The sequence below is a fragment of the Varibaculum timonense genome (genome assembly GCF_027694345.1).
GTDB lineage: Bacteria > Actinomycetota > Actinomycetes > Actinomycetales > Actinomycetaceae > Varibaculum > Varibaculum timonense_A.
On record NZ_JAQEVU010000004.1, the window covers coordinates 24,019 to 35,788 of the forward strand.

The following is an 11,770-nucleotide window of genomic DNA, read 5'->3' on the forward strand; positions in this document are numbered from 1 at the left end:
AACCAAAAGGAAGTGGCAGCTTTGAGCGCTAAAAAACTGGTAATCGTAGAATCTCCAGCTAAAGCTCGTACTATTAGCGGATACCTAGGTGCTGACTACCAGGTAGAAGCCTCAGTGGGGCATATTAGGGACTTGCCACAACCGTCTGCCCTACCAGACAAACTCAAACAAACCGGTTACAAGAAGTTCGCGGTTGATGTAGATGACAACTTCCAGCCCTACTATGTGGTTAATCCTGACAAAAAGAAAACGGTAGCCACCCTACGTAAAGATTTAGCGAAAGCTGAAGAACTCTACCTCGCAACCGATGAAGACCGCGAAGGAGAAGCGATTGCCTGGCATCTGCTGGAAGTACTTAAACCCAAGATTCCAGTAAAAAGAATGGTTTTCCATGAGATTACCCAAGAAGCTATTGAACGCGCCCTCGAAAACACCCGCGATATTGACACCGATTTAGTATCCGCTCAGGAAACTCGCCGGATTCTAGACCGTCTATATGGCTACGAAGTATCCCCAATTCTATGGAGAAAAGTTGCCCGCCACCTATCCGCTGGCAGGGTACAGTCGGTAGCAACCCGCCTGGTAGTACAACGCGAACGCGAACGCATCGCCTTTATACCCGCCAACTATTACGATTTAACCGCCACTTTTAGCGCCAATGGGGAAGATTTTTCTGCCCGCGCCCTCGAAATGGATGGGGTACGCTTCGCACTAGGACGCGACTTTGATGACCACGGACAATTAAAACGCCAAGCCACGGTGATGGACCAGGCACTGTGGGAAAAACTCTGTGCGGCTTTAGAACAAAAACCCACCTGCCAGGTAACTTCTATCGAATCAAAGCCCTATACGCGACGTCCCGCACCCCCCTTTACTACCTCTACCCTCCAACAAGAAGCCGGACGAAAACTAAGGATGTCGTCGCGGCAAACCATGGCGGTTGCGCAATATCTTTACGAAAACGGTTTTATCACCTATATGCGTACCGACTCGACGGCGCTTTCAAGCCAGGCAATCTCGGCTGCTCGCCGTCAGGCAAAGAACCTCTATGGCGCTGACGCTATCCCCGAAAAACCCCGTTTTTATGCGAAAAAAGCCAAAGGGGCGCAAGAAGCCCATGAAGCGATTCGCCCCGCTGGAGATAACTTCCGCACCCCTGAACAGGTGCGTTCCTTGCTCAGTGACCAGCAAGCCGCCCTCTACGAACTGATTTGGAAACGCACCTTAGCCTCGCAAATGAATGATGCGAGCGGGACTACCGATACAGTTAGGGTAAGCGCCCATATTAATTTAGATAACACCCCTCACGAACTGGTGTTTACCGCCTCGGGAACCGTGATTACTTTCCGGGGTTTCCTGGCCGCCTATGAAGAAGGTAAAGACAAATCCCGCTACGCTAGCAGCGACACTTCCACGGCTCTGCCCAAACTAAGCGAGGGACAAGAACTAGCGTTTACCGAGGTAGACAGGGAAAAAGCAGCGCATGTGACCAGCCCGCCTCCGCGGTACACCGAAGCATCCTTGGTGAAAACCTTAGAAGAAAACGGAGTAGGGCGACCCTCCACCTATGCCTCGACTATCGGGGTAATTATTGAACGCGGGTATGTGCGCCGCGCCGGGCAAGCCCTGATTCCCTCTTGGCAAGCATTCGCGGTAGTGCGTCTCCTGGAAGAAAATCTCGCTTCCCTCGTAGACTACGATTTCACCGCCACCATGGAGGGCTACCTGGATCAGATAGCCGCCGGCGAACGGGACGGAAAAGAACTATTGGCACACTTTTATTTTGGAGGTGGCGCTTCCGGAGAATTTTGGGCACGTGGTCTTAAAGATACGGTCGAAGGTCTAGGGGACATTGATGCCCGCGACCTGAACTCTATTCAGGTACTTAAAGGGATAAACGTGCGGGTAGGACGATACGGTCCCTATTTAGAGGACGCAGAAGGCAAGCGCGCCTCAGTCCCCGAGGATTTAGCCCCCGACGAGTTAAATGCCGAAAAAGTTTCAGAACTGTTTACGATTTCGGCAGATACCGGTCGGGAACTGGGTAAAGATCCCGAAAATGGGAACTTGATTTTAGTAAAGAACGGGCGCTACGGCCCCTACTTTACCGAGGTATTACCCGAGGACGCCCCCAAGAGTGCTAAACCTCGTACCGCCTCCCTATTTAAAACCATGTCAATTGAGAGCGTCGGTCTAGATGATGCCTTGAAATTACTTTCGTTGCCGCGAATCGTGGGCAAAGATCCCGAAAGCGAAACCGAAATTACTGCGCAAAACGGCAGGTATGGCCCATATTTGAAGAAAGGGACGGATTCGCGCTCGCTAGAAACCGAAGACCAGATTTTCTCAATCACGCTCGAGCAAGCCTTAGAGATTTACGCTCAACCAAAGACCCGACGCGGTCGCACCGCAAAGCCGCCGTTAAAGGAACTAGGAACCGATCCGGTCTCCGGCAAACCGGTAGTGATTAAGGACGGGCGTTTTGGTCCCTATATTACGGACGGCACTACCAATGTGACGGTTCCGCGCTCGAACACCATTGAAGATATTGACGCTGAACAAGCCTATACCTTGCTAGCTGATAAGCGGGCGAAAGGACCGGCTAAAAAACGCGGGACTCGCAAAACCACCAAAAAGACCACCACAAAGAAAGCCACCGCCAAGAAACCGGCGAAGAAAACTGCAACCAAGAAAACTACCGCGAAACGGGCTACCGTCAAGAAATCCGCAGCTAAAACCGTAAAGGAACAGTAGATACTATCCCGTCAGCATTAGTCAGAATTGCCCGTCTACCGTGGTTGGGGCGCAGCGACGCCTCAGCGCCTCCTTTGCGCCCCCAGCCAACTTAGTAGGTAGTGCGCTCGGCTTGACGCATAGTGAAACCCCGACCAGTCTTTGAGTTCCAACAGTCCACGCCAGTGTATTGACCGACTTCACAGGCGTAGTCGCCATTGTAATAGATGGTGCCATAACTGGCTTCTACTTGCGGATCGGTTCCGTTACCAGGATCGCAATGTTGATTTACTCCGCTAATGTTTAGCTCAATTGCCCAGATGTCATTACAGCCTTTTTCCCACTGCCGTTCACCAATCTGGCAATACACTGAATCTCCATTCATCAGGCAAGCAATATTTTTGGTGGGGGTGAAGAAACCATGACTTTCGTAAACCGCATCGGAGGGTATCGGTCTAGCTGCTGGTGTGGGATTTTCAGTGCTGGTCACCGTGGTTTCTACCACCGTGGAGGTACGGGTAGTTTCACTCTCAGACTGACCGCTAGCAGCCTGCCCTTCGCTCTGTCCTTTTGAGGAAATAATCCAGGTACCCACAATCGCTAAGCCAATCAAGGCGAAAACCAGCAGCACTGTCAAAATAATTATCCCCCAACTGCGCTTAGGTTTCTGCTGTATAGGAGCGCTCTGGGGATAGCTCTGCGCTGCCGGGTCAGGATAAACGGGATAGGGCGAATAGCTGGGCGCAGGTGTAGTCATGATTGATTGTCGAGGTCTGGGGGAATAGCCTGGCGCAGAATAAGCCTCTGGTGGCATCACTGGGGGAACCATGCGCGTTGCAGACTCGTCATATGAGGACGCAGCTACCGTAAAATCGCTAGGGGGCAGACTTCCCAACCGAGTTGCATCTACGTCAGCTAATTGGGTCTCGGTTCCCAGCTCAAATTGGTTTGCACTCTCCTGACCAAGACCGTTTCCTTCAGTAGATTCTTTGCTACCAGCTGCGATATCGGTGAGGGCTTCCGGTTCTACTACCGGGTTTTCCGGGGTTTGTTCCTCGTTTGGCTGCGGGGAATCGTTCGCGTCCTCTTGGGCGTTGTCTATCTCATCCGCTTCCTCCTGGGGAGCAAAAGCGCTATGAGATAAGCCCGTCTGATTAGACCGCTCTGGTCCACTATCTGGTGAGCTTTCCGGTTCAAACGCACCTGGAGATGCCGGGGTACGCCCTGCCTGCCCTAAGGCTTCTAAACCCGATAGACCGTTACGGCGCGCCTGTACTACGGCTTTCACCTGGTCATCGCCCACGTTTTCTAACCAATTGAGCAAGTCTGGATAGGCGTTCGGGTTCGCCGCGACCTCTGCATAAACCTCGGGATGTTGCGCAGATATCTCGAATAGTTGATTTGCGTCGGTTTCGGGCGCTAATGCGCGTTCGCGCAATTTCTTTAAATCATCACTATCAGTCATGGCTTACCTTTAGGTTGGGAAAACACTGCTCCTATTCTAACTAGCATTTAATGGCGGCGTACAGCGCTTACCTAATAAATCAGTTAAACCCGAAAGCAGTACAAATAGAAAGCCGCAACAAGTTAAGGGAATAGTGTTTAAGGTTGCGAATAGGGCGTGCAGCTTTCCGCCCCGAACGCAGCGGGCACGACGGACGAGTTTTAATCTCTTTCCCACCTAAGCGGGACGGAAAGAAAACTTTTCAAATCCCAAATCTTCGATTTCCTTAGCCCAGGTTTTTACTTGGCTATCCCAACCTTGAGCTTGCGCCTGAAAATCTGGAGAGGCTCCCAACTCGCGCGCCTGCTGTAAAGCAAAGTTTTTTACCCCTCGCGCCGCCAAATCTCGCGCCAAATCCACCACTTTTCCGGGGTGACCTGGGTAAACAGTTAGGCGTACCTCGTAGTCGATACCCCTGGACAACACGGCATCTAGGCAGGTGAAAGCCTTATGCGCGCCGGCTACCCCAGTTACTTGCCGGTAATCGGCGGGTAAGGCTTTAATATCTAGCCCCACCCAATCGAGCAAACCTGCCGCCAACATTTCTTGCAGGCGCGTCGGATAAGCCCCCGCCGCGTGCAGCCCCACCTGGAAACCTTGCGATTTCACCCAGCGCGCTGCCGGGATTATCGCCGCCTGCGCTAGCGCTTCCCCGCCGGAAAACACTACCCCATCCAGGAGACCTTGTCTGCGCCCTAGTAACTCCTCTAGCTCTGCAAACGGGACTGCGCCGGGTACTAAAAAATCTAAGATTTCGCAGTTTTGACAGTAGACACAGCGCCAAGGACACCCCTGGCAAAACACGCTCGCCACAATCTTTCCCGGCCAGTCCACAGTAGAAAATGACACTAGCCCCGCGATATTTAACTGGCGGGCTCGCCCTAACAAACTAGGTTGGGAGGGCAGCGAAAAATCAGACACCGGCTAACTCTTGCGAGAAAGTCGTGCGCTCTGCATATTCGCTCTTCTTGCCCTTGTTGAAGGAAGTCACCGGGCGGAAATATCCCATAACCCGAGTCCACACTTCACAGGGCTGCTCGTGGTTGCCTTCGGCGGCACATTTCGGGCAGTCGAAATGTTCACCCGACAAATACCCATGAACTGGGCAAATCGAGAAAGTGGGAGTAACCGTAATATAGGGCAGCTTAAAGTTCGCGAGCGCCCTGCGCACCAGGTTCTTACAGGATTCAGCCGAATTTACTGCCTCCCCCATATACAGATGCAACACGGTTCCCCCAGTGTATTTACCTTGTAGCTCTACCTGTTCTTCCAAAGCCTGGAAAGGATCATCGGTATAACCTACCGGCAGCTGCGAAGAGTTGGTGTAGTAGGGGGCCTCCGCCGTTCCTGCCTGGATAATCCCGGGAAAGCGTTTGGCGTCCTCTTTCGCAAACCGGTAAGTAGTGCCCTCGGCTGGGGTAGCCTCCAGGTTATAAAGATGCCCGGTTTCTTCTTGCAGCTGCACCATCCGACCTCTAATATGATCTAGCAGTTCAGCGCAGAGTTTATGTCCCGCCTCGCCGGTAATATCTTCCGCGTCATCGGTAAAGTTACGCACCATCTCGTTCATTCCGTTTACCCCAATAGTGGAGAAATGGTTGTCAAGAGTGCCCAGGTAACGGCGAGTATAGGGGAAAAGACCGGAATCCATATGCCAGGAAATAACTTCCCGTTTCTTCTCTAAAGATTGGCTGGCCAGGTCGATTAGATAATCTAGGCGTTTGGTAAGCCCGCTTAAATCCCCCTTATAGAGGTAGCCGAGGCGCGCCATATTGATGGTCACAACCCCCAAGGAGCCGGTTTGTTCTGCTGAACCGAACAACCCATTGCCTCGTTTTAAGAGTTCGCGCAGGTCTAGCTGCAAACGGCAGCACATGGAGCGAATCATATGGGGATCCAGGTCAGAGTTCAGGAAGTTCTGGAAGTAGGGCAAACCGTATTTAGCGGTCATGGCGAACAGGCGCTCGGTGTTGGGGGAATCCCAATCAAAATCGGGGGTGATGTTATAGGTGGGAATAGGGAAAGTGAACACCCGTCCATCAGCGTCCCCGCCGGTCATTACCTCGATAAATGCCCGGTTAATCATGTCCATTTCTGCTTGCAAATCCCCATAAGTGAAATCCATTAATTCCTCACCAATCAGGGGGTTTTCATCTGCGAGGTCATCGGGGCAAGTCCAATCAAAAGTGAGGTTAGTGAAAGGACATTGGCTGCCCCAGCGGCTAGGCACGTTCAGGTTGTAAATCAGTTCTTGCATACATTGGCGAACCTGCTGGTAATCCAGGTTATCTTTGCGGATAAATGGAGCCATATAGGTGTCGAAGCTAGAGAATGCCTGGGCGCCAGCCCACTCGTTTTGCAAAGTTCCCAGGAAGTTTACGATTTGCCCGCAGGCGGAGGAAAAATGGGTGGGAGGATTCGAGGCAATTGCTCCTGGAACCCCGTTAAAACCTTGCTGTAATAGCTGCTTTAGAGACCAACCGGCACAGTACCCGGCAAACATATCTAGGTCGTGGATATGGTAGTCGCCCTCGCGGTGCGCCTTTCCAATTTCGGGTGTATAAATCTCGTTTAACCAGTAGTTAGCGATAATTTTTCCCGCAGAGTTGAGAATCATTCCCCCTAGGGAGTATCCCTGATTTGCGTTTGCGTTTACCCGCCAATCAGCTTTGGATAGATACTCATTAACGGTTTGAGCAGGATTAACCAAGTTTTTATCTTGAGTTTGGGGTGCCATTTTTTCCTTCTTTTTTCCTTCAGCTCTGGGGCTTTTTAGCCACTGTTACCGACTATAGGTGCAATCAGAGCGAGGGAAGCAGCGACACACGAGATATAGTAGGTTTCCTAAATGCTAACCACTAGATATTGTGGTTTCAAGATTTCTCTCATATTCCCAGGCTACGACGCAAATGAAGGCAGCATTTTAGAATACGACTTTCATCTACCTGCACAAACGGTTTAGGTATAAAGCCCTAGGCGGTAGAGGAGGGGTTTTTCACAGGTCGCAACCCCGCCCTCGCCACTTCAAAAACAAAAATCCAGCAGACTCCCAGCAGGGCGAGCACCGTTCCTGCACTCAGGGCGAGAGCGAGCGGGTGGCGCGAGGCAGCCAGGCGACTCAAATCGCTGGTAACCGTACCCGCCGTGAAGTAGCCTTGCCCCGAGGTAAGCCTGAAATAACAGTGGCTGACTATTACTACCCCCAGCAGAGCTACTACCGCTGCCAGCACAGTCAAGATTCGTCCTCGCCCCAATGCCCGCTGACCACGTTCATCACCAAGCTCAAGCGGTGAAAGTAGGAGCGCAAAAACTGTAACCACACAAATTGCGGCGAAAACATCCGAGGGGCGATGCCAACGCGCCACAATCACCGCCAGCGCCACCAGGAACAACACTAGCGCCGACAGGTAGGTAGCCAGCTCGCGCCACTTAGAAGCCGAAACCATTACCAAAGCTACGGCAGCAGCCCCCGCCGCCGTAGTGTGACCAGAGGGGAAAGAGTTAGTCATATAGTAGGTGACCCCTAGCGCCGGACGAGAAAGCAGCATATGTTTAAGCACCTGGGTAGTAACTGTCGCCGCCACCACCATTATCAACATTCGTACCCCTAACGCGAAACGCCGCCTGAACAGTGCTACTATTACCGCAGCCGCGATTAAAGGCGCCAAAATAAACCAGTACCACTCCCGCAGTAACACCTGATCCCAGGAAGCGAAAGAAGCGTTCAAATCGGAGAGGGTAAACATCGTCAAAGTGTCCACTACCTGACCGGTGCGAGTGCAAACAAATATGAAATAACAGAGCACTAACAACATTGCGGCGGCACAGGATGCTGAAAAACGACGCACATAACCTGGCGTTAGATTACTTTCCGACCTGCTATTCATGGTTTAACCTTATTTTGTCACCTGCTAGATTTCTACAATCAGCAAGTACCTACCAACGAATGTTATCCAACTATCTTGCAGTAAAAGGAGGCGCTGGTGGCTATCTCGGATTTGTTAGCGCACTTGCGTTCCTTAAACGTTGAACAGTTACTGCATGAAAAGACCCTGCCCGCTCAAAGAGCCAGTTTTGCTCCTTGGCCACCTTGGGTTAGCGAAAACCTGCACCATAGTTTTGTTCAAAATAGGATAGAAAAACTATGGGAACATCAGGCAACCTGCGCAAACACTCTACATGAGGGTGGGGACGTAATCCTTACTACCGGAACAGGATCGGGCAAATCTTTAGCCGCCTGGCTGGCGTTCTTGGCGCGGCGCGAAGGCGCTAACCCAGGCGACAGTTGTCTCGATAACGTCTCGTCTACGGCTCTTTATATTGCGCCCACCAAGGCACTTGCCCGCGACCAGGCAACTACTTTAACCCAGTGGAATGGGCAAGCAAATCTAGATTTGCAGATTGCGCCAGTAGATGGCGATTCTTCTTCCCCGGTGAAAAAGTGGGCACGCACTCACGCCGATATTGTGCTCACTAACCCCGATTATTTACATTTTGCTATTTTGCGCTCACACCAGCTTTGGCGACCGTTCCTGCGCGGTCTGTCCCTGGTGATTATTGATGAGGCTCACTATTATCGGGGCGTATTAGGCGCTAACGTAGCCTTGATTTTGCGGCGCTTGCGCCGCCTCGCCCGCCTGTATCATGCGCAGCCAACTTTTGCGCTGCTATCGGCAACTACCGCCAATCCGGCAGTTCACGGACGTAATCTTTTAGGAGGAGGGCGTACCCTGCGGGTCATTGACCGCGACACTTCCGGCTCGGGAAGCCGGACGGTATTGGTGTGGCAGCCAGGGAAAATCCCCGTAGAAGATGAGGAAAATCAGCCACGTTTTCCTGCTATCTGGGAGAGTGCTCGCCTAATGGCGGAGCTAGTAAATTGCGGAGGGCGAGTAATCACTTTTGCGCCATCTCGGCAGGGGGTGGAAACTATAGCTCAACTTGCGCGCGACCATTTAAGTACCCGTAACCCTCTTTTGATGCCGAAAGTTGCTGCCTATCGTGGCGGCTATTTACCTGAAGAGCGCCGCCAGCTAGAAAAGGATTTACGCAGCGGGAAGCTGCAAGGATTGTCGGCAACATCTGCCTTGGAGCTGGGGATTGATATTTCCGGTCTTGACTGCACTGTTACCTGCTCATGGCCGGGCACGCGCGCCAGTTTCTTTCAGCAAATAGGCAGAGCTGGGCGGGCTGGTAAAGATGGTATCGGTATTTTTGTGGTTTCAGATAATCCCCTTGATGACTTTTTGGCTCACCATCCAGAAGAGATTTTCCGCCCGGTAGAAACTATAGTTTTCGATACCGAAAATCCGTTTGTACTGGCTCCTCAGCTTTTATGCGCAGCCGCCGAGAGCCCTTTAACCAGTAAAGATGCTGACCTATTTGGGCAAGCAAGCGAACAGGTGACCAAGGAACTACTTGAACAAGGATTACTGATAGCTAGACCCGGGGGACTTTGTTTTGACATCACCAAGCCGTTTTCCCCTTGGGAAAAAGTTAGAATCCGCGGCGAGAGTGGACAGGTTCAGATTATTGAGTCCCAGAGCGCGCAAGTACTGGGCACGGTTGATAGCAAACGCGCAGATAGCGTCTTACATCCGGACGCTATTTATGTGCATCAAGGGCGTGTTTGGCAGGTTTTACGGCGTGAAGAGGACGTAGCGGAGGTAGTTGCGGGGCCAAAGAATCTGCGAACTCGCCCAAATACTGACACCAGCATTTCAATACTTTCTGAGCAAGCAGATCCGCTTAGTGTTCCTGCGGGTATCAGCTGGCATTATGGACGTATAGAGGTTCAAACCACAGTTACCTCTTTTGATTTGCTGCGTCTGCCCCGGCACGTATATCAGGCGACTTTCCAATTGGACTGCCCTACCCGGGCGTTTCAAACTACCGGCACTTATTTCACCTTGAATGAAGAGGTTATTAAGCACTTACATTTTGATGATCAGCAATTGTTGGCAGGGGCTTTACATGCCGGTGAACACGCCCTGATTGGAATGCTTCCCCTGGTCGCGACCTGTGACCGTTGGGATTTGGGGGGACTTTCACTGACGCAACACCTACAGACAGGCCTGCCAACAGTGTTTATCTATGATGGCACTTTGGGGGGAGCTGGTTTTTCGCGCCACGGGTTTCATCAGTTATCCTCCTGGCTGGATTTAACCTATCAACAGGTCGCGCAGTGTTCCTGCACCCAGGGGTGTCCTCGGTGTATTCATTCGCCTAAATGCGGCAATGGCAACGAAATGCTTTCTAAATCAGGGGCTCGCGACCTTCTGGAGTACCTGCGCGAGAGCTTTTATGAAACCATCAGCTAACCAGGAGAGTTTTTCTGGGGTCACAACCTTTTGCTGCCTAGAAATCTCATCTAGCTGCGCCCTGATTTAGGGCTATTTCCCGCCAATCCCCTGCTTGCCGCCCGCTAAATAACGACTTATAACCGCTATTACTGTCCGCATTTACAAGGTATGCGCCGTTAGTGGCTAATGCCAGTTATATTTCACCGGACCGGCTCTAGAATGTGCCGAGACCTGCCAGTTGGAAAGGGCGCTAACGCTCACCTGTACTCGCACGTCCTTTTCGCCCAGTTCACAGGAATCTAAAGCAACTTGATTTTGATGTGCAACTTGTTCAGCTAGGACGCAAGGGGAGGTTTCACTGCCATAAAAGTGGGCGCTGGCGGCAGCTAAAGCCGCAAAATCGGCACCTGTTTGGGCACGGGCTTTCGCTGCCAATGCTCCATTCAATACCGCGATTCCTGCCACTAATGCCACCAGTAAACATATAAATCCCACTGCCCAAATGGTGGCGGAACCTTCCTCTAGAGCTCTAGAGTTACTCGGAGTCTTTTTCACCGTTCAATCCCCATAGCAAGTTCTGGTTCTTTAAGAGCGCTGGCACTACAAGTTAGTGCCGGTAATAGTTTTGCCTGTCCAACTAAATGTTTCCGGGCAGTAACCTTTACCCATTTGTCGGAACTATCCACGGTTACTGACACCGTATTTCCCGCCCTATAAGGCGTGCCGATACTTTCGGCGCGCGCTGCCACGCGCGCCACGTCACACGCCTGTACTTTCGCTGCTCCAGCGGCTGATACCCCTAAGGCGAGAGCCACCACCGCCAGCAGTGCGGGAAGCGTAAGTGCAGTCTCTACCGTGGCATAGCCACCCTCACTAGCTAGGCAAAGTTGCCATAGTCGGCGCAGCCACTGCTTTTGCTGCGCCGACCACAGATGCTTCTGAACTAATTTATTCACTTTAAATCGAGAGCGCCTGTTTAATAATCGCAGTTAAAGCGCTTTTTATCCCCCCTCCCTTAATTACAGCCATTAATAAAGCGGCAAAAGCGGCCGCAGCTAAGGTTCCGATTGCATATTCTGCGGTAGTCATTCCGTCCTCTTCGTTTCGCAGTCGCTCCACCGCTTGCCGAGTTTGCGCCCAAGCCAATATGCGCAACGCTAAATCTTTCATTTCTCCCCTTTCTTCCTCCCCAGACCGCTATCGGTCTGCGGTTAAAACCACGATGCCAGGG

The 11,770-nt window shown here is 51.9% G+C and carries 9 protein-coding genes; 2 read left to right on the forward strand and 7 right to left on the reverse strand.

All coding sequences use genetic code 11. From position 1 onward, the window contains the following. Positions 1-21 precede the first annotated feature (21 nt). Positions 22-2,754: a type I DNA topoisomerase gene (gene topA, locus PG728_RS04135; RefSeq protein ID WP_270625996.1), complete on the forward strand. Its 2,733-nt coding sequence runs from the start codon at positions 22-24 to the stop codon at positions 2,752-2,754. Between the two features lie 91 nt (positions 2,755-2,845). On the opposite strand, the gene PG728_RS04140 is transcribed toward topA, so the two are convergent. The 4 genes from PG728_RS04140 to PG728_RS04155 all read right to left on the reverse strand — a co-directional run bounded on the left by PG728_RS04140 (position 2,846) and on the right by PG728_RS04155 (position 8,124). Further along, positions 2,846-4,198, reverse strand: coding sequence for a variant leucine-rich repeat-containing protein (locus PG728_RS04140; RefSeq protein ID WP_270625997.1), 1,353 nt, complete (start codon positions 4,196-4,198; stop codon positions 2,846-2,848). Positions 4,199-4,414: 216 nt separating this feature from the next. Next, the gene (locus PG728_RS04145; RefSeq protein ID WP_270625998.1) at positions 4,415-5,158 is read right to left on the reverse strand and encodes an anaerobic ribonucleoside-triphosphate reductase activating protein; all 744 of its coding nucleotides are present in this window, start codon (positions 5,156-5,158) and stop codon (positions 4,415-4,417) included. Beyond that, positions 5,151-6,974 carry a ribonucleoside triphosphate reductase gene (locus PG728_RS04150; RefSeq protein WP_270625999.1) on the reverse strand — a complete coding sequence of 608 codons (1,824 nt, stop codon included), beginning with the start codon at positions 6,972-6,974 and terminating at the stop codon, positions 5,151-5,153. The genes PG728_RS04145 and PG728_RS04150 overlap by 8 nt, the downstream gene beginning before the upstream one ends. 235 nt (positions 6,975-7,209) lie before the next feature. Continuing rightward, a complete protein-coding gene (locus PG728_RS04155) occupies positions 7,210-8,124 on the reverse strand; it encodes a phosphatase PAP2 family protein (protein ID WP_270626000.1) in 915 nt (304 codons plus the stop codon). 96 nt (positions 8,125-8,220) lie between these two features. Here PG728_RS04155 and PG728_RS04160 point away from each other — a divergent pair, with 96 nt between their 5' ends. Next, the gene (locus tag PG728_RS04160) at positions 8,221-10,557 is read left to right on the forward strand and encodes a DEAD/DEAH box helicase (RefSeq protein ID WP_270626001.1); all 2,337 of its coding nucleotides are present in this window, start codon (positions 8,221-8,223) and stop codon (positions 10,555-10,557) included. Positions 10,558-10,722: 165 nt separating this feature from the next. Here the strand turns inward: PG728_RS04160 and PG728_RS04165 are convergent, their stop codons facing one another. The 3 genes from PG728_RS04165 to PG728_RS04175 are packed head-to-tail and all read right to left on the reverse strand — an operon-like array spanning position 10,723 to position 11,709. After that, complete coding sequence (locus PG728_RS04165; RefSeq protein WP_270626002.1) at positions 10,723-11,094, reverse strand: Rv3654c family TadE-like protein; 372 nt, start codon at positions 11,092-11,094, stop codon at positions 10,723-10,725. Beyond that, positions 11,091-11,495: a TadE/TadG family type IV pilus assembly protein gene (locus tag PG728_RS04170; protein WP_270626003.1), complete on the reverse strand. Its 405-nt coding sequence runs from the start codon at positions 11,493-11,495 to the stop codon at positions 11,091-11,093. The genes PG728_RS04165 and PG728_RS04170 overlap by 4 nt, the downstream gene beginning before the upstream one ends. 1 nt (position 11,496) lies before the next feature. Beyond that, positions 11,497-11,709: a DUF4244 domain-containing protein gene (locus PG728_RS04175; protein WP_072510443.1), complete on the reverse strand. Its 213-nt coding sequence runs from the start codon at positions 11,707-11,709 to the stop codon at positions 11,497-11,499. Positions 11,710-11,770 lie beyond the last annotated feature (61 nt).

Excerpts from the sequence above, each read along its gene's own strand:
- PG728_RS04140 (WP_270625997.1), bottom strand. The coding sequence starts at position 4,198 with ATGACTGATAGTGATGATTTAAAGAAATTGCGCGAACGCGCATTAGCG.
- PG728_RS04150 (WP_270625999.1), bottom strand. The coding sequence starts at position 6,974 with ATGGCACCCCAAACTCAAGATAAAAACTTGGTTAATCCTGCTCAAACC.
- PG728_RS04155 (WP_270626000.1), bottom strand. The coding sequence starts at position 8,124 with ATGAATAGCAGGTCGGAAAGTAATCTAACGCCAGGTTATGTGCGTCGT.
- PG728_RS04175 (WP_072510443.1), bottom strand. The coding sequence starts at position 11,709 with ATGAAAGATTTAGCGTTGCGCATATTGGCTTGGGCGCAAACTCGGCAA.